The organism is Caballeronia sp. LZ065 (assembly GCF_031450975.1).
GTDB lineage: Bacteria > Pseudomonadota > Gammaproteobacteria > Burkholderiales > Burkholderiaceae > Caballeronia.
On the sequence record NZ_JARUXV010000001.1, the window covers coordinates 1007167 to 1025785 of the forward strand.

Annotated in this window: 14 protein-coding genes; 7 read left to right on the top strand and 7 right to left on the bottom strand. The window is 67.3% G+C overall.

Annotated elements, in window-relative coordinates; translation table 11 throughout:
- Positions 1-4 precede the first annotated feature (4 nt).
- The gene (locus QCE63_RS04690; protein ID WP_309831009.1) at positions 5-811 is read right to left on the bottom strand and encodes a helix-turn-helix transcriptional regulator; all 807 of its coding nucleotides are present in this window, start codon (positions 809-811) and stop codon (positions 5-7) included.
- Positions 812-952: 141 nt separating this feature from the next.
- Between QCE63_RS04690 and QCE63_RS04695 the strand changes: the two genes are divergently transcribed.
- Positions 953-1717, top strand: a complete 765-nt coding sequence (locus tag QCE63_RS04695; protein ID WP_309831011.1) for a class I SAM-dependent methyltransferase — start codon at positions 953-955, stop codon at positions 1715-1717.
- Between the two features lie 45 nt (positions 1718-1762).
- Here QCE63_RS04695 and ppc read toward each other — a convergent pair whose 3' ends face one another.
- Positions 1763-4855 (bottom strand): phosphoenolpyruvate carboxylase, encoded by a 3093-nt coding sequence (gene ppc, locus QCE63_RS04700; protein WP_309831012.1) that lies wholly within the window; start codon positions 4853-4855, stop codon positions 1763-1765.
- A 357-nt stretch (positions 4856-5212) separates the two neighbouring features.
- Here ppc and hemC point away from each other — a divergent pair, with 357 nt between their 5' ends.
- The 4 genes from hemC (at position 5213) to QCE63_RS04720 (ending at position 11274) form a co-directional block, all read left to right on the top strand.
- Positions 5213-6220 carry a hydroxymethylbilane synthase gene (gene hemC, locus QCE63_RS04705; RefSeq protein WP_309831013.1) on the top strand — a complete coding sequence of 336 codons (1008 nt, stop codon included), beginning with the start codon at positions 5213-5215 and terminating at the stop codon, positions 6218-6220.
- Positions 6220-8361 (top strand): fused uroporphyrinogen-III synthase HemD/membrane protein HemX, encoded by a 2142-nt coding sequence (gene hemDX / locus QCE63_RS04710; protein ID WP_309831014.1) that lies wholly within the window; start codon positions 6220-6222, stop codon positions 8359-8361. Before hemC ends, hemDX begins: the two co-directional genes overlap by 1 nt.
- Positions 8361-9554 (top strand): heme biosynthesis protein HemY, encoded by a 1194-nt coding sequence (locus QCE63_RS04715; protein WP_309833685.1) that lies wholly within the window; start codon positions 8361-8363, stop codon positions 9552-9554. The genes hemDX and QCE63_RS04715 overlap by 1 nt, the downstream gene beginning before the upstream one ends.
- Before the next feature lie 163 nt (positions 9555-9717).
- On the top strand, positions 9718-11274 hold the full coding sequence (locus QCE63_RS04720) for a GDSL-type esterase/lipase family protein (protein WP_309831015.1): 1557 nt from the start codon (positions 9718-9720) through the stop codon (positions 11272-11274).
- Positions 11275-11278: 4 nt separating this feature from the next.
- Here QCE63_RS04720 and QCE63_RS04725 read toward each other — a convergent pair whose 3' ends face one another.
- The 5 genes from QCE63_RS04725 to trxB all read right to left on the bottom strand — a co-directional run bounded on the left by QCE63_RS04725 (position 11279) and on the right by trxB (position 15120).
- Positions 11279-11602 carry a rhodanese-like domain-containing protein gene (locus tag QCE63_RS04725; protein WP_309831016.1) on the bottom strand — a complete coding sequence of 108 codons (324 nt, stop codon included), beginning with the start codon at positions 11600-11602 and terminating at the stop codon, positions 11279-11281.
- Positions 11603-11682: 80 nt separating this feature from the next.
- The gene (locus QCE63_RS04730) at positions 11683-12336 is read right to left on the bottom strand and encodes a protein-L-isoaspartate O-methyltransferase (RefSeq protein WP_309831018.1); all 654 of its coding nucleotides are present in this window, start codon (positions 12334-12336) and stop codon (positions 11683-11685) included.
- A 126-nt stretch (positions 12337-12462) separates the two neighbouring features.
- On the bottom strand, positions 12463-13083 hold the full coding sequence (locus QCE63_RS04735; RefSeq protein ID WP_309807554.1) for a trimeric intracellular cation channel family protein: 621 nt from the start codon (positions 13081-13083) through the stop codon (positions 12463-12465).
- Entirely contained in the window at positions 13073-13903 is an 831-nt protein-coding gene (locus tag QCE63_RS04740) for a Smr/MutS family protein (RefSeq protein WP_309831020.1), read from the bottom strand. The genes QCE63_RS04735 and QCE63_RS04740 overlap by 11 nt, the downstream gene beginning before the upstream one ends.
- A 221-nt stretch (positions 13904-14124) precedes the next feature.
- Positions 14125-15120, bottom strand: coding sequence for a thioredoxin-disulfide reductase (gene trxB, locus QCE63_RS04745; protein ID WP_309831022.1), 996 nt, complete (start codon positions 15118-15120; stop codon positions 14125-14127).
- Between the two features lie 430 nt (positions 15121-15550).
- Between trxB and QCE63_RS04750 the strand changes: the two genes are divergently transcribed.
- Positions 15551-17866, top strand: a complete 2316-nt coding sequence (locus tag QCE63_RS04750) for a DNA translocase FtsK 4TM domain-containing protein (RefSeq protein WP_309831025.1) — start codon at positions 15551-15553, stop codon at positions 17864-17866.
- Between the two features lie 32 nt (positions 17867-17898).
- Positions 17899-18579 carry an outer membrane lipoprotein chaperone LolA gene (gene lolA, locus QCE63_RS04755; protein WP_309831027.1) on the top strand — a complete coding sequence of 227 codons (681 nt, stop codon included), beginning with the start codon at positions 17899-17901 and terminating at the stop codon, positions 18577-18579.
- Positions 18580-18619: the final 40 nt, after the last annotated feature.

The window sequence follows — 18619 nt, forward strand, 5'->3', positions numbered from 1 at the left end:
GGCGTCACGCCTCCCCGACGAGGATCACGAGCTTCAGATCTTCGCGATGCGCCGGCTTGAAGGTGATCTGGTTGAACACCACGCGGCCGCGCGCCGGATGATGGAACGCGCGCTCGCCGCCTTCGCGCTCGAACACGTCCTGCGAGGACCAGTAGCGCGCGAATGCGTCGCTTGCCGCGCTGAGAGAGTCGATCAGCGCGCGGGTGGGCGGATCGTTCAGATGGCGGATGGAATCCGCCCGGAACTCGGCCGCGAGCCGCCGCGCGCGCGTGTCCCAGTCGACGATCAGCTCGCGCGCCGCCGCCGACGTGAAGGTGTAGGTCAGGAGGTTGCGGTCGTGCGCGCCGTCGAGCCAGCCGACGAACAGCTCCGCCGCCGGCGCGTTCCAGCGCAGCGCGTTCCATTGCCGATCCAGCACATAAGCCGGCGCGCCGATCAGGCCGACCGTCTGCAGCAGCGCGGCGGGCGCGTCCTGGCCGGCGGGGTCGGGCTCGGCGGGATCGCGCTGCGCCGCCAGTTCGAACAGATAGGCGCGCTCGGCGCGCGACAGCTGCAACGCGACGGCGATGCGCGCGAGTGCGTCGGCGGAGGCGGACACCGGGCGCCCCTGTTCGATCCAGGTGTACCAGGTGGGACTCACGCCGCAGAGTTGCGCCACTTCCTCGCGGCGCAGGCCGGGCGTGCGGCGGCGCGGACCGGGCGCCAGCCCGACGGCCTGCGGCAAAAGGCGTTCGCGATGCGCGCGGATGAACTCGCCGAGCGCGTGGGCGGGCGTTTCGGCAAGGATGTCGTGTTTCTCGATGGAGCTCATGCAAGGCGCTGAAAGCAGGGTTCAGCGATGACAGGTGGTGGAGATACCAGAATAACTGCTTGACTTGTACCGGTACAGGGCGGGCTCTATTGTAGCGGCTAGTAGCGGCAGACCTTCCCCACACCGAACCGGAGATTCTCCATGAAACACCACGAACAGGTCGCGGACGCCTTCGGCAGCACGGCTGCCGCCTATCTCACGAGCGCCGTCCACGCGAGCGGCGCGGATCTGCAGACGCTCGCCGCGACCTTCGCGGCCACCTGCGGCAACGCGACGGTGCTGGACATGGGCTGCGGCGCGGGCCACGCGAGCTTCGCGATTGCGCCGCACGTGCGCGAGGTGGTCGCCTACGACATCGCGCCGCAGATGCTGGCGACGGTCGAAGCCGCCGCGCGCGAACGCGGTCTCACGACTGTCCGCACGCAGCAGGGCGCGGCGGAGACGCTGCCGTTCGCGGATGCGTCGTTCAACTGGGCGGTGAGCCGCATGAGCGCGCATCACTGGCGCGACGTGCCGGCGGCGCTGCGGGAAGTGCATCGCGTGCTGAAGCCGGGCGGGCGGCTGCGCTTCATCGACATCGCGGGTATCGACGATCCGCTGTACGACACGCATATCCAGGCCATCGAAATACTGCGCGACGCCTCGCATATCCGCGACTATCGCGCGGACGAGTGGCTCGCGATGCTGGACGCCGCCGGTTTCGAGGCGCGTGTCAGCGAACGCTGGCGCATTCCGCTCGAGTTCGATGCGTGGGTGACGCGCATGCGCACGCCGCCCGAGCGCGTAACGGCCATCCGCTCGATGTGGAACAGTGCGCCTGACGAAGTGCGCCAGTACTTCAGCGTGACGGAGGATGGCTCGTTCGAACTCGATGCGATGCTGATCGAGGCGCAACGGCGCGACTGAAGTCAGCGGCGCCGTTGTGCTGCACACACACGGCGCCGCCACGCATCAGCCGGTGTTGCGCAAGCCGGCCGCGATGCCGTTGATGGTCAGGTGAATGCCGCGCCGCAGCCGCACGTTCTGGTCGCCCGCGCGATGACGCTTGAGCAGCTCGACCTGAAGGTGATTGAGCGGATCGAGATACGGGAAGCGATTCTTGATCGAACGCGCGAGCAGCGGGTTGTCGGAAAGACGTTCGCCCCGGCCGGTGATCTCCGCGAGCACGCCGCACGTGCGCTCATGCTCCGCGACGATGCGGTCGAACACGTGCTTGCGCAGCTTCTTGTCGCTGACGAGTTGCGCATAGCGCGACGCAACCGCGAGATCGGTCTTGGCGAGCACCATGTCCATGTTCGACAGCAGGTTCTTGAAGAACGGCCAGGTCTTGCACATCTTGCGCAGCAGGGCGAGGCGCCTGGCGCGGTCTTCCTCGGAGCCGGCCTGGTCGAGATACGCCGTCACCGCGCTGCCGAAACCATACCAGCCGGTCAGCAGCAGGCGGCACTGGCCCCACGAGAAGCCCCAGGGAATCGCGCGCAGGTCCTCGATCTTGCGCTGCTTCGGGTCCTGCATCTTGCGTGAGGCCGGCCGGCTGCCGATGTTCAGCTCGGCGATCTCGGCAATCGGCGTCGAGGAGAAGAAGTAGTCGGTGAAGCCCGGCGTCTCGTAGACGAGCGCGCGGTACGCGGCCATCGCCGAGTCCGAGAGCGTCTGCATCACGTCTTCGAACTGCGGCAGCTGCGCGGGCGCGTTTTCATGCGGCAGCAGCGAGGCTTCGAGCGTCGCGGCGACCACCGTCTCCAGATTGCGCCGGCCGATTTCGGGATTGCCGAACTTGCTTGAAATCACTTCGCCCTGTTCGGTCAGGCGGATTTGCCCGTCGACCGTGCCGGGCGGCTGCGACAGGATCGCCTGGTAGGTCGGGCCGCCGCCGCGTCCCACCGTGCCGCCCCGGCCGTGGAAGAGGCGCAGCGTCGTACCGCGTTCCTTGAACAGCGTGACCAGCGCCAGTTCCGCGCGATACAGCTCCCAGTTCGAGGTGAGAAAGCCGCCGTCCTTGTTGCTGTCGGAATAGCCGAGCATCACTTCCTGCTCGTTGCCCTGGTTGCGCACCAGCGCGTCGATGCCCGGCAGCGCGAAGAACTCGCCCATGATGACCGGCGCATTGCGCAGGTCGGCGATGGTCTCGAACAGCGGAATCACCATCAGGCCGTCGCGCGCGGAGTCTTCCCGGTTGCCGAGGCAGCCTTGCAGCACGCCGGTTTCCTTCTGCAGCAGCATCACTTCGAGCAGGTCGCTGACGGTTTCCGTGTGCGAAATGATGTAGTTGCGCACGGCGCGCGCGCCGAACTTGCGACGGGTTTCACGCGCCGCTTCCAGCACGCCGAGTTCGCTTTTCGCGAGGTCGGAATAGTCGGCGTAAGGCAGGCGCAGCGGACGCGGCTGGGCCAGTTCCTTCAGCAGCACCGCGCGTTTTTCTTCCTCCGGGAGCGCCGCGTAGTCGGCGCTCACGCCGGCCCGCGCGAGCAGTTCGGCGATGACCGCCTCGTGGATGTCCGAGCTCTGCCGCAAGTCGATGCTCGCCAGATGGAAGCCGAACACTTCGGACGCGCGCACCAGCGGCGAGAGCCGCAGGATCGACATCGACGCGCCATGATGCTCGGCGAGCGAATCGACCAGCACATGCAGGTCGCGCGTGAATTCGGAGGCGTCCGCATAGGGCGTCGCGCGGATCTGTGGCGCGCCCGGCCCGGCGCTGCGCAGCGCCACGACGCCTTCGCCCAGGCGCACGCGCGCGCTGGCCGCGAGTCGCGTGTACATGCCGATCAGCGCGCGCCGGTACGGCTCATCCGTGCGATGCACCGACTGGTCCGGCGACGCGTCGGCGAGCGCCTGCAACGCCTCGCTCGACCCGGCCAGCAGGTTCGACACGGACAGCTCCGCGCCCAGCAAATGCACCTGCTCCAGATAGTGTTCAAAGATGACCGCTGCCTGGCGCGTGATCGCGGTTTCGAGCGTTTCGCCGACGACGAACGGATTGCCGTCGCGGTCGCCGCCGATCCAGCTGCCCATCTGGAAGAACGGCGGCAGGCGCACGGGCAGGCCGTGTTCGCCGAGCGCGGTCTCGATGTCCGCGTAGAGCGCCGGAATCTCGGCGAGGAAGGTGGCGCGGTAGTAGGACAGCGCGTTGTCGATTTCATCGGCGACCGTGAGGCGCGCTTCGCGCAGCATGCGCGTCTGCCACAGCGACGTGACGCGCGCGCGCAGCACGGCTTCGTTGCGGGCGCGTTCACGCACGGTCAGTTCCTGGTCGCGTTCGGCGAGCAGGCGGGCGATGTCGTGCTGCGCATCGAGAATGCTCTTGCGCGACACTTCGGTCGGATGCGCGGTGAGGACCGGCACGATCAGCGCGTCGCCGAAGAACTTGTCGAGCTGCTTGCGGGTCGCGCTGACGGTCTGCTGCTCGCGCATGCGTTCGATCGCGTAGGCGATCGTGCCGGGCTGCGAGCCTGAGCCGGCCAGCGCATGAATGCGGCGGCGGCGGTTGTGATGACGGTCTTCGGCGATGTTGGCGAGATGCGAGAAGTAGCTGAACGCACGCACGACCGAAACGGTCTGTTCCGGCGACAGCGCGCGCAGCTTCTTTTCCAGCGCCTGCGAGGCCTCGACGTCGTCTTCGCGGCGGAACTTCACGGCCGTCTGACGAATGGCTTCGACCACGTCGAACACGGCGTCGCCTTCCTGCTCGCGCAGCACTTCGCCGAGCAGACGGCCCAGGAAGCGGATGTCTTCGAGGAGCGGCCGGTCCTTGTCGTCGCGCGCGCGGGCGGAGGGTTTTGGCGTGGTCTTCGACGCGGCGGGCGTCTTGAGCGCGGGCTTGGGGACGGACTTCTGCGCCGACTTCGACGCGCGTTTTGAAGCGGCCTTGATGCCGGGCCGGGGTTTCGGCGCGATGGCGGCCTTCGATGCCTTGGCGACGGTGGCCGGCTGGCTGCGGTTGCGACTGTGGCGGTCGCTGGCCGGCGCGGGCGTGCCGGTGGGGGACGACTGGGGCGATGCGGCGTTGCGGCGCGTGGAGCGCGCCGATGCAGAAGACGTCACGTTGAGTTCCTCTCAGAAGCGGCACAGCCAGGGCACATCGACTCGAAACGCCGAACCGCCGAACCCGTGATCCGGCGTATGGCACGGCGCGTGGTACGGCGAAAAAGCGCTGGCCGCGAGCGTCCGCGCTTCACACTTGCGACAGCATGCCGCGCGATTCACCGCGTCGCGCCACGCGAACCGTGCAAAGGCGGCGCCGAGCCGCCATTCCGCAGGGTCCGAACGTGCCGCGAATGCCCCGAAAGGCGCATCGGACAAGGCTTTCGCGCGATGCCGGCGGGTCGGCGAGCCGTGGCGTGCGTGCTACCATTGTTCGCTAATGTCCATTCACCCATCCCGTCATTCAATCAAGCATCAATGAATTCCGAGACGCATTCGGCGACACCGCCCGCAACCCTGACCATCGCTTCGCGGGAAAGCCGCCTTGCCTTGTGGCAAGCCGAACATGTGCGGTGTGCGCTGCACAAATTATATCCACGTTGCGACGTGAAGATCCTTGGAATGACCACACGCGGCGATCAGATCCTCGATCGCACGCTGTCGAAGGTCGGCGGCAAGGGCCTGTTCGTCAAGGAACTCGAAGCTGCGCTCGCCGAAGGCCGCGCCGATCTCGCGGTGCATTCCCTCAAGGACGTGCCGATGGAACTGCCCGAAGGCTTCACGCTCGGCGCCATTCTCGAGCGCGAGGATCCGTGCGACGCCTTCGTCTCGCCGCATTTCGAATCGCTCGAAGCGCTGCCGGCGGGAAGTGTCGTCGGTACCTCGAGCCTGCGTCGCGAAGCCATGATCCGCGCGCGCTTCCCGCTGCTCGACGTGCGTCCTCTGCGCGGCAATCTCGACACCCGTCTCGGCAAACTGGATCGCGGCGAGTATGCGGCGATCATCCTCGCGGCCGCAGGCCTCAAGCGGCTCGGCCTGGAAGCGCGCATCCGCGCGCGCCTCGAACCGGCGCAGAGCTTGCCGGCGGCAGGGCAGGGCGCGCTCGGCATCGAAATTCGCGCCGACCGCGCCGAGCTCGCCGCGTGGCTGGCCCCGCTGCACGACATGCGGACCGCGCTGGCCGTCGAAGCAGAACGGGCCGTGTCGCGCGCACTGGGCGGCAGTTGTGAAGTGCCGCTCGCCGCGTACGCCGAATGGCAAGGCGACGCGCTGCATCTGCGCGGCGCGGTGTCGATGCCGGATGGCCGGCGCGTGTTGCGCGCGGAAGAATCCGTGCGCGCGCCCGACCTCGCCGCCGCGCTCGCGCTGGGCCAGCGCGTATCGACGGATCTCAAAGCGCAAGGCGCGCTGGAGATCGTCGCTGCGCTCGCCACCTCGCGTTCCGGCGACGGTCCGAACACGGCGCCCGCGGGGCCGCGTTCCTGATGCCGGGCTCGCGCCGCGCCACCGTCATCGTCACGCGTCCGGCGGGACAGTCGTCCACGCTGCTCGCGCGTCTCGCCAGCGCCGGGTTTGACTCGCTGGAATTCCCGCTCATCGATATCGCGCCCGTCGCCGACGACGCGCCGCTGCGCGCCGCGCTCGATCAGCTCTATCTGCCGCCTGAAGCGCCCGAACGTTACGCGCTGGTGGTGTTCGTGTCGCCGAATGCGGTCGATCACGCGTTCAGCCGGCTCGCCGCGCCGTGGCCCGCCGACCTTCCAGTGGCGGTGGTCGGGCCCGGCTCGGTGGCCGCGCTCGCCCGGCAAGGCGTGCATGCGCCCGCGCAGCGCGTGATTACGCCGTCGGCGGATGAAGCCGATCCCCGTTTCGATTCCGAAGCGCTGTACGCGGCCATCGAAGCCGAGTTCGGCGCGACCGGTCTCGAAGGCCGGCGCGTGCTGATCGTGCGTGGCGACGGCGGCCGCGAGTGGCTCGCCGAGCGGCTGGTCGCCGCGGGCGCGCAAGTGGAGAAAGCCGCTGCTTACCGGCGCGTACTGCCGGAGCCGTCGATGCAGAAGTGGGAGCGCGTGCACGCGCTGCTCACCGGCGAGCCGCCCATGCAGGACATCCCGCATGCCTGGCTGCTGACCAGCTCCGAAGGCGTGCGCAATCTGAACGAACTTGCCTACGAACATCTCACCGCCGATGAAATCGCGCGCCTGAAACGTGCGCCGCTGGTCTGCCCCCATCCGCGCATCGCCGAGGCCGCGCGGGGAGCGGGTTTTGATAGGATGACGGTGTCCGGCGCCGGGGACGACCGCATCGTCCACGCGCTGGAAGCCTTGTTTCCGTCCGGTACGAGCGACGCGGAGGCATCGGCCCAGACGCTCCAGACGCAGCAAACGCACGATACGGCCCAGACCCACCGGCATCCGGAGGCTGACGCAGCCGCCGGTCCGGCTTCTCAATCGGCCCCGGCTCAGCAACCGGCCCAGCAACCGGCCCATCAACCGGCTCCATCACGCATGACTGATCCGAACGATTCCAAGAAAGACTCACCTCAGCCGAACGTGACACCGCCCTTGCCGCCCAACACGCCGTTCACGCCATTCGAACAGCAGAAGCGGCGCGGCGGCGCGGGCCTCGTCCTGTTGTGGGTCGTCGTCGTCATCCTGGCGGTCGCGGCGGGCGCGGGTGCGTTCGTCCTGAACCGCAAGTTCGACCGCGCCGGCACACAACTGTCGCAGCGGCTCGCGCAGGCGGACCAGCAGAACGCCGAGTTGCGCGCCAAGGCCGATCAGGCAGCGAGCGCCACCACCGCGCTCAACACCCAGCTCATCCAGATGCAGGGCAAGCTCGCGGACGCCGAAGCGCACAGCCAGGCATTGCAGCAGCAATATCAGGATCTCGCGAGCAATCGCGATGACTGGACCGTCGCCGAAGTCGAACAGATCCTGTCGAGCGCGAGCCAGCAACTCCAACTGACCGGCAACGTGCAACTGGCGCTGTTCGCGCTACAGAGCGCCGACACGCGGCTCGCCGCCACCAATGGCCCGCAGGTCGTGGCGATCCGCAAGGCCATCGCGCAGGACATGGACAAGCTCAAGTCCGCGCCGACCACCGACCTCACCGGTCTCGCCATCAAGCTCGATACGGCCATCGGCCAGATCGACCCGTTGCCGCTCGCCGGCGAAGCGCCGATCGCCCGTGCGCGCGCTGAGGCCACCGCGCCCGCCGACAGCGCCTCCGTCGCCGCGGCCACCGGCGAGCCGCGCTGGAAGGTGCTGTGGCGGCAGATCACGAGCGGCATCGGACAGCAGTTGTCGAGCCTCGTGTCGGTGCGCCGTATCGATAACGCCGACGCCATGCTCACGTCGCCGGATCAAGGCTACTTCGTGCGCGAGAACGTCAAGCTGCGGCTGTTGTCGGCGCGTTTGTCGCTGCTGTCGCGCAGCGAACCTACGCTGAAATCGGACCTGAGCGCCGCCGATGCCGCGCTGGCCCGCTACTTCGATCCGTCGTCGAAGAAGGTGGAAGCGGTGCGCGAGCTGGTGAAGCAGGTCGATCAGGCGTCGCTCGCGGTGGCCGTGCCGAACCTCAATGACAGCCTCGCCGCCGTCCACCAGTTCAAGCGAGGCGGATGATGACGACTCGTGGACTCATCTGGCTTGCGCTGCTGTTCGCCGTCGCGGTGATCGTCGCGACGGTCGGCGGCTTCAACGGCGGACAGATCCTGCTGGTCATGCCGCCGTATCGCGTGGACATGTCGCTGAACCTGTTCGTGGTCGCGCTGGTGGTGGTGTTCCTGGTGTTGTACGCGTTGATCCGTGCGGCGCGCGGCGTCTGGAAAATGCCGTCGCGGGTAGCGGCGTATCGCGCGCGCAGCAAGCTGGCGAAGGCGAATGCCGCGCTGCGCGACGCGGTCGGACATCTGTATGCCGGCCGTTTTTCGAAGGCCGAGAAAGCGGCGCGCGATGCGCTCGCCGTGACCGACAACAAGGGCGCGGCCGGGCTGATCGGCGCGAGTGCGGCGCACCGGCTGCACGAATATGCCCGGCGCGACGAATGGCTCACGCAGGTGGGCGGCCCCGAGTGGCAGGACGCGCGCCTGATGGCGACCGCCGACATGCGCGCCGACGGCCGCGACGCCGATGGCGCGCTCGTCGCATTGACCGAGATGCAGGCGCAGGGCGGCCGGCGCATCCACGCGCAGCAGATCGCGCTGCGGGCGCAGCAGCAGTTGAAGAACTGGGGCGAAGTGCTGAAGCTCGTGCGCATGCTGGAGAAGCGCGAGGCGCTGCATCCGGCGGTGGCGGTGCGGCTGCGCCAGGTGGCGGCGGAAAACCTGCTGCGCGACCGGCGTCACAATCCCGATGCGCTCATCGAGTTCTGGCAGTCGCTCTCGGCCATCGAGCGTCAGTCGCCGCGTCTCGCCGATCTCGCCGCCGAGCTGCTGATCGCGCTCGACCGTCGCGCGGAGGCGAAGAAGATCGTCGAGGACGCGCTCGCGCACAACTGGGATGCGCGGCTGTTGCGGCGTTATCCGGACTGCATCGTCGGCGGCGACGCCTTCCCGCTGATCCAGCGCGCCGAAGCCTGGCAGAAGGAGCGCAGTGAAGACGCGGACCTGCTGTTCACGCTCGGGCGGCTGTGCCTGCACCAGCAGTTGTGGGGCAAGGCGCAGGCTTTTCTCGAATCGGCGCTGAAGCTCGCCGACAACGAACCGCTCAAGATCCGCACGCATCGCGCGCTTGCCCGTTTGCATGAGCAGCTCGGCGACACGCAGCAGGCCGCGGAACACTATCGCGCGAGCGCCATGGCGATGAACGTCGTGTGATTCGTGCCGCGCCGGGAAGGATAGAAGCCGCATGAGCGAACGTTCATGCGGCTTTTTTCTTGGATGTAGTGCCATGCCCGCGCGCGCCGCAGGTACGACGAATGCACGATCGCTCTGCAGAAAACCGCATTGCTCCGGCGTCCGGCCGGAAACGGAGGCGGATATGAAGCCGGTTCTGCGCAGGTTCGTGGTCGGATGGCTGGCGATGGCCGCTCTTGGGTCCGTCGCGCCGAGGGTCTTCGCCCAGGCGCAATGGACCGGCACGTGGTCCATCGCGCCGTCCGTCGCGTCCGACGACGGCTTCGACAACCAGACGATCCGGCACATCGTGCATACGAGCATCGGCGGTACGGCGGCGCGGGTGACGCTCTCGAACCTGTACGGCACGCAGCCCGTGACGATCGGCGACGTGCATCTTGCGCGACGCGCACGCGGGGCGGGGACGGTCGCGGGCAGCGATCGCCCGGTCACGTTCAGCGGCCAGTCCTACGTCACGATTCCGGCGGGCGAATCGGTGCAAAGCGATGCCGTCGCCTTCGACGTGCCCGCGCTCGCCGATCTCGCCGTGAGCCTGCATGTGCCGTCGAAGACGCTGCCGCACTCGACCGGCCACGATCTCGGCTTGCAGGACGTCTATATCGCGCCCGGCGACGTGAGCGGAGATGCCGCATTTTCCGGCGGCGTCGCGAATGCGGCGGGCGGGCAGTCGGTCTATTTCCTGACGGGCATCGACGTGATGAATGCCGCCGCGACGGGCGCGGTGGTCGCGTTCGGCGCGTCGATCACGGACGGACTCGGGACCACGGCGAACGCCGACCGGCGCTGGCCGAACCGGCTGGCGGTGCGGCTGGCGCGCGCGGGCATGACGGTCGGCGTGCTGAGCGAGGCCATCAGCGGCAACGATTTTTTCACTGATCAGGCGGGTCAGGCCGGTCTCACGCGCTTTGCCCGCGACGTGCTGAAGCAGGCGAACGTGAAATGGGTGATTGTCTCGGACGAAGCCGTCAACAATCTCGTCCACGCCGATCCGCCCACGGCGCCGCAACTCGAAGACGCCTACCGGCGTGTGATCGGGCAGGCGCACGCCGCGCGGCTCGGCGTGATCTGCTCGACGCTGACGCCCTTCAAAGGCATCGCGGAATGGACGCCGGCCATCGAGGCCACGCGCGAGCAGATCAACGCGTTCCTGCGCGATCGCGCCGGCAGCGGCTGCGATGCGGTGCTCGACCAGGCAGGGGCTACCGGTGACGCCGGCAATCAGGCCGCGTATGCGCCGGCGTTCGACAGCGGCGACCATCTGCATCCCAACGACGCGGGCGCGCAGGCCATCGCGAACGCAGCCGACCTGAACGGGTTCGCGGCGCTGCCGCGCGTCAACGCGCCGGGCGCCTGCGGGCGTCTGACGGCAGGTGAAGGTTTCGGCGTGGGTGGTTCGCTGGCGGCGTGCAGCGGCGGCGTCACGCTGACAGTGCAGGCGGACGGCTATCTCGTCGCGATGCAGAACGGCGCGGTCGTGTGGTCGTCGCAGAGCGCGGGCGCGCCGGGCGCCGAAGTCCGCATGCAGGAAGACGGCAATCTGGCGCTATACGACAGGAACGGCGCGCGGGTGTGGCAGACCGGCACGTCGGGTCATCCGGGCGCGGTTGCGCTGATCCAGAAGGACGGCCATCTGGTCATCTATGCCGCGAACGGCACGGCGCTGTGGTCGAGCGCCGGATGACGTATCAGTACGTAGGCACCGCCGGATCGACCTGACGCGACCACGCGTCGATGCCGCCGTACAGGTTGAACATCTGCGTGAAGCCGCGCGATTCCAGGAACATCGCGACCTGTGCGCTGCGCGCGCCGTGATGGCAGATGCAGACGATCTGCGCGTCGTCGTCGAGTTCTTCGCTGCGGGCGGGAATGTCGCGCATCGGAATCGACACGATGTTGTCCAGCTTCGCCGTCTGGACTTCCCAGGGCTCGCGCACGTCGAGCAGAACGGGCGCGGGGCGCGAGGAATCGGCCAGCCACGCGGCGAGTTCGGGTGCAGTGAGATTTTGCATGGAGATCTTCGAAAGGCGACAGCTAGAACAGCAAGGGACTGGGGGGCGCCGCCGTGAAAGCACGGCGGCGCGAAGCGCAATCAGAAGCGGAACAGCGACGGATGCACCGCGTTCTTGAGCGGCGCGACCAGCGTTTCGAACACGTCCGACACGCGGAACTGCTTTTCATCGACACGGGTCACGATCTGCGCCTTCATGACCGGCGCCACGCCGACGAACGCCGCGATACGTCCGCCAATCTTCAACAATTCGAGGAATTCCTGCGGCATGACCGGCAGGCCGCCGGACACGCAGATCACGTCATAGGGCGCGCCGTCGGTCCAGCCGCGCGCGCCGTCGCCGGTGACCACTTGGGCGTTCGTCACGCCGTTCGCCGCGAGATTCTGGCGCGCGAGGTCGGCCAGTTCCGGCGAGATTTCGACGCTCGTCACGCTGCGGCCGCGATGCGCGAGCAGGGCGGCCATGTAGCCGGATCCCGTGCCGATTTCCAGCACCGTCTCGCCCTTGTGAACCGCGAGTTCCTGCAGGATGCGCGCCTCGACGCGCGGCGCCAGCATGCGTTCGCCGCCGGGCAGCGGCACTTCGAGGTCCGCGAAGGCAATGTTGCGGTACGCGGCGGGAACGAAGTTCTCACGCTTGACGATCGAAAGCAGATTGAGCACGTCCTGGTCCAGCACTTCCCACGGACGAATCTGTTGCTCGATCATGTTGAAACGCGCTTGCTCGATGTTCATGTTCTGTGTGCGTAGTGGCGACCTGGGGCGGATACGCGCCGTGGCCGTAGACGGGGCGGGAAACGAAGCGATTGTAGCAAAACGAGGGGTTTTCCCGCCTGCTTCGCGGTGTGTGCCCCAGGGCGTCTAGTGCGGCAGCCGGATGTCGAGCTTGAAGGTGACGAGGCGCGCGAGCAGGATGAACGCCGTCGACAGCAGCACGTTGTAGATTGTGTCGACGTCGAGCCGCTCCAGTCCGAGATAGATCCAGCAGCCCGCGAACGCGCACACGGCGTAGGGACGCGAATCGCGCAGGATCAGCGGGACTTCGTTGCACAGCACGTCGCGCATGACGCCGCCGAACACGCCGGTGACGACGCCCATCATCGTCGCGGTGAAGGCGGGCATTTGCGCATCCAGCGCGATGGACGTGCCCGAAACGCTGAAGAGACCGAGGCCGATCGCGTCGGTGACCAGCAGCGCGCGCTGGTCGAACAGGCGCGAGGTCACGCGCAGGAACAGCGGCGCGAAGATCGCCATCGCGAAGATGAAGAGCACGTAGTCCTGATGCTCGACCCAGTAGAACGGCCGGCGCGACAGCAGCACGTCGCGTACCGTGCCGCCGCCGAACGCCGTGACGAGGGCGACGAGAAACGCGCCGACCGCGTCGAGCCGGCGCTTGCGGGCCTCGATGAGCCCGGAGAAGGCGTACGCGAAGATCGCGAGCGCCTCCATGATGGTGATCGCGAGCGTCAGTCTAGGATGCACGTTCGGGCCTCGGCCTGGACTTGCCTTCGCCGCCGCGATCCTGCGGATGGTTGTGCTGACGCGAAGTGCCGCCCGGCTGCAGCAGCACGAGCACGGCGCCTGCGCCGCCGTCGTGCGGGCGCGCCTGGCAGAACGCGATGACCTCCGACTTCTGCACGAGCCACGCGCGCACCTTGCCTTTCAGCACCGGTTCGCGGCCGATCGAGCCGAGTCCCTTGCCGTGGATCACGCGCAGGCAGCGCAGCCCGCGCTTCACCGATTCGCGGATGAACTCCGCCAGCGCCTCGCGCGCTTCCTCGCGCCGCATGCCGTGCAGGTCGAGTTGCGCCTGCACGATCCACGCGCCGCGCCGCAGTTTCCGCACGACTTCCTGACTGATGCCCGGACGGCTGAAGGACAGCGTTTCGTCGATATCGAGCAGGCTTTCGGGATCGTATTCGTCCGACAGCGCTTCCTGGAGCACGGCTTCCTCATCGCGACGGCTCTGCAGCGGCAGCGGCGGGGGCGGCACGCGGGTCAGCGTCGTGCGGGGCGGGGTCTTCAGCGGTTCCACAGCGCCGATCGAGTCGATGGCGCGGCGGAATTCACCGGCATCCGCGACGTTCTCGCGCTCGGCGCGCGCCGCCGCGACGCGCTGGATTTCGCGCTGCTCGGCGTCGGCCTTGAGCGCGCGTTTGAGCGTCGAGAGACCCGCGAGGCCGTCGCGCCGCACGGCGGCTGCGACGTCGGCAGGCTTGGCCGGCTCGACTGGCTGAGCCGTTTGCGGCACAGGCTTGCGCCGGGCTTTCGGTTCGTTCGGATGGGGGTGATTCTTCGGCATCGTTCGGCCAGTTGGAACGTCTGAAAACTGAGTCGAGGATGAGGCGCGCGTGCCAGTCACGAAGAGCAGGCCTGCCCGCCGCGCGCCTGCCGCAAAAAAAACGGGCCGGCGGCGTGAACCGTGGCCCGTTCTGCAAGCTTCCTGGACGGTGCGCGAAGCGCCTCGCGCACCGTGCGGGCCGATCACATTCTAGCGGCTCGCCGCGCGCGCGGTCCGACGGATCAGCGATCCGCTTCGTGGCTCATCGAATGCGGGGTCGCCGTTTCGTGGATGCTCTCGAGGTAGCGCTGCGCATCGAGCGCGGCCATGCAGCCCGTGCCCGCGCTGGTGATGGCCTGGCGATACACGTGATCCTGCACGTCGCCCGCCGCGAACACGCCGGGAAGGCTGGTGGACGTGGCGTCGCCGGTCGTGCCGCCCTTCGTGATGATGTAGCCGTTCTTCATCTCCAGCTGATTGATGAAGAGATCGGTGTTGGGCTTGTGGCCGATCGCGACGAACACGCCCTGGAGCGCGACGTCGGTGGTCGCGCCGGTCTGCGTGTGCTTCACGCGCAGGCCCGTGACGCCGGACTGGTCGCCGGTGACTTCATCGAGCACGTGGTTCCACTTGATCTCGACCACGCCTTCCTTTTCCTTCGCGAGCAGGCGGTCGATCAGGATCGGCTCGGCGCGGAACTTGTCGCGGCGATGGATCACCGTCACCTTCTTCGCGATGCCTGCCAGATAGAGCGCTTCCTCGACCGCGGTGTTGCCGCCGCCGATCACCGCGACTTCACCGTTGCGGTAGAAGAAACCGTCGCAGGTGGCGCAGGCGGACACGCCCTTGCCCATGAACGCTTCTTCCGACGGCATGCCGAGATACTGCGCCGACGCGCCGGTCGCGATGATCAGCGAATCGCAGGTGTATTCACCCGAATCGCCGATAAGCCGCATCGGCTTTTCATTGAGCCTGGCGGTGTGGATGTGATCGAACACGATGTCCGTATTGAAGGCGCGTGCGTGTTCTTCGAGACGCTGCATGAGTTCCGGGCCCTGCACGCCCGAGGGGTCGCCCGGCCAGTTTTCGACGTCCGTGGTGGTCATCAGCTGGCCGCCCTGGGCGAGGCCGGTGATGAGCAGCGGCGACAGATTCGCGCGCGCCGCATAGACCGCGGCGGAGTAGCCGGCGGGGCCGGAACCGAGAATCAGCACTTTGGCGTGTTTGGGCGAAGACATGATATTGGTCCGTTTTTGATGGTCGGCTCGAAAGCGCGCGGAAAGAGCTTGCGGCAGCGTGGCCGGCGCGGCTGGGCGCTGGCCGCCATGCGCGAACCGCAGCAATATCGACGCCCGCCGCGCGGCTCGTGGCCGCGTGGAGGCGCGGGAGCGCTTCCGATGAACCGTATTTGAGTGCAAAACGGGGATTATAAAGGTGCCTCGAAAAGCCTTCCGAGTGAACCTTTCAATTGCGCCGATAGGCGCGGCGCGCGGTCGGTACGGGCAAGGCGCGCCCATGACGCCCGCGTGACGTGTGTTACAGGTTGCAAGCGCCGGCCGTTTTTACGCCGTTCCCCGCAATGCAGCGTTTACAATAGGCCACCGTTCCAGGCGGTCCCGGCGCCCCGGCCGGCGAGGCCGCAAGCAGGCGACACCAAGCATCGAATCAATGGCCAAAGCACCTTATTCCGCGAGCCCGCAGGCACTGCCGCACCGCATGTCGCGGCTCTTCACCGAAATTCGCTGGATCCTCCAGGTCGCGCTCGGGCTGTTCCTCGTGATGGCGCTGCTCTCGTACAGCCGCAGGGACCCGAGCTGGACCCACGCGGTCAGCGTCGAGCGCATCGCGAACTGGGCGGGCCGCGTCGGCGCCTATACGTCCGACATCCTGCTGCTCGTGTTCGGGCTCTCCTCCTACTGGCTGATCGTGCTGCTCGCGCGGCGCATCATCGCGAACTACCGGCGCATCACGCAACCGCCGGTCGTCGAGGACGACGCGCCGAAGGACCGTACCTGGCTCGCCGAAGCCTTCGCCTTCGTGCTCGTGCTGCTCGCCTCCGACGGCATCGAGGCCTTGCGCATGTGGTCGCTCAAGGTGCAACTGCCGCGCGCGCCGGGCGGCGTGATCGGCGACATGGTCGCGCGCCATGTGTCGCACGCGCTGGGCTTCACCGGCGCCACGCTGTTCCTGCTGATCGCGCTCGCCATCGGGCTCTCGCTGTATTTCCGCTTCTCGTGGCTCTCGGTGTGCGAGAAGGTCGGCGACGGCATTCTCAACGCGATCACCGGCGCGCAGCTGCGCCGCGAGGCCGGCCGCGACCGCAAGCTCGGCGAGGCCGCCGCGGTCAAGCGCGAAGGCAAGGTCGTGCGTTCGCGCGAGAAAAGCGAAGATCACGAACCGGTGATGATCGTGCCCGCCGTGCCCACGCCGGCGCGCTCGGAACGCGCGGAAAAGGAAAAGCAGGTGCCGCTCTTCAAGGACCTGCCGGGCGACTCCACCTTGCCGCCGCTCGCGCTGCTCGACCCACCGCCGAAGAACCAGGAAACCATCGCCGCCGATACCCTCGAATACACCTCGCGTCTCATCGAGAAGAAGCTGAAGGACTTCGGTGTCGAGGTGAGCGTTGTCGCGGCGTATCCGGGTCCGGTCGTCACGCGCTATGAAGTCGAGCCCGCCACGGGCGTGAAGGGCAGCCAGATCGTCGGCCTCGCAAAGGATCTGGCGCGCTCGCTGTCGCTGGTGTCGATCCGCGTCGTCGAAACCATTCCGGGCAAGAACTACATGGCGCTCGAGCTGCCGAATCAGCGCCGCCAGACCGTCAAGCTGTCCGAGATCCTCGGCTCCGAAGTCTATGCGAACGGCGCATCGCCGCTGACCATGGGTCTCGGCAAGGACATCGGTGGCAATCCGGTCTGCGCCGATCTCGCCAAGATGCCGCACTTGCTGGTCGCGGGCACGACGGGCTCGGGCAAGTCGGTCGGCATCAACGCGATGATTCTTTCGCTGCTCTACAAGGCGAGCGCGGAACAGGTGCGGCTGATCCTGATCGACCCGAAGATGCTCGAAATGAGCGTCTATGAAGGCATTCCGCATCTGCTGTGTCCGGTCGTCACCGACATGCGCCAGGCCGGTCACGCGCTCAACTGGGCGGTCGCCGAAATGGAGCGCCGCTACAAGCTGATGAGCAAGATGGGCGTGCGCAATCTCGCGAGCTTCAACAGCAAGATCGAGGACGCGAAGAAGCGCGACGAAAAGATTCCGAACCCGTTCAGCCTGACGCCCGACGAACCGGAACCGCTGACGCGCTTGCCGAACATCGTGGTCGTGATCGACGAACTCGCCGACCTGATGATGGTCGTCGGCAAGAAGGTCGAGGAACTGATCGCGCGCATCGCGCAGAAGGCGCGCGCGGCGGGCATCCACCTGATTCTCGCGACGCAGCGGCCTTCGGTGGACGTGATCACCGGCCTCATCAAGGCCAACGTGCCGACGCGGATGGCGTTCCAGGTCTCGTCGAAGATCGACTCGCGCACGATCCTGGATCAGCAGGGCGCGGAATCGCTGCTCGGCATGGGCGACATGCTCTATCTGCCGCCGGGTTCGGGCATGCCGGTGCGCGTGCATGGCGCGTTCGTGTCGGACGAGGAAGTGCATCGCGTGGTGGACAAGCTGAAGGAGCAAGGCGAGCCGAATTACATCGAGGGCCTGCTTGAAGGCGGCCTCGCCGGCGAGGGCGACGAGGGCTCGGCCGGTGCGAACGGAACCGGCGGCGCGGACGACGAGTCCGATCCGTTATACGACCAGGCCGTCGAGGTCGTCATCAAGAACCGTCGCGCGTCCATTTCACTGGTGCAGCGGCACTTGCGCATCGGCTACAACCGCGCGGCGCGCCTGCTGGAGCAGATGGAGAATTCGGGGCTGGTGTCGGCGATGTCGTCGAACGGCAACCGCGAAATCCTGACGCCGGCACGCGACGCCGAATGACGCGCGGCGCGAAACACAAGGAGAACACCACGATGCAACACCATACGGGGAGCCGCACGCTCAAGGTCCTGAGCGCCGCATTGTTCTCAGCGTCGATGCTGCTGGCGTCGCACGCCTTCGCAAGCGGCACCGAACAGCTGAAGGCGTTCGTGTCGCAGGTCAAGGCGGCGCGCGGCGACTTCACGCAGCAGGAAATCAAGGCGCCGGGCAAGGCCAACAACGGCGCCACGTCGACGACCGTTCCGACCAAGGGCGCGACGTCGAGCGGCACGTTCATGTTCGCGCGGCCGGGCAAGTTCATCTGGTCGTATCAGAAGCCGTATGCGCAGGTCTTGCAGGCGGACGGCGACAAGCTCTACGTGTACGACAAGGATCTGAACCAGGTCACCGTGCGCACGCTCGGCGGCGCGCTGGGTGCGAGCCCGGCAGCGATCCTGTTCGGCAGCAACGATCTGGACAAGAACTTCAACCTGCGCGACGCGGGCGAGAAGGGCGGCATCGACTGGCTCGAACTCACGCCGAAGGCGAAGGACACGCAGTTCGAGACCGTTGGCATCGGCTTCAAGGACGGCAACCTGCAAGCGATGGAACTGCACGACGTGTTCGGCAATGTCACGCTGCTCACGTTCTCGAACATCCAGAAGAACCCGCCCATGAAGAGCGATGCGTTCAAGTTCACCGTGCCGAAGGGCGCGGACGTGATCAACGGCTGATCAACGGCTGATCAACGGCTGATCAACGCTTGATGACCAT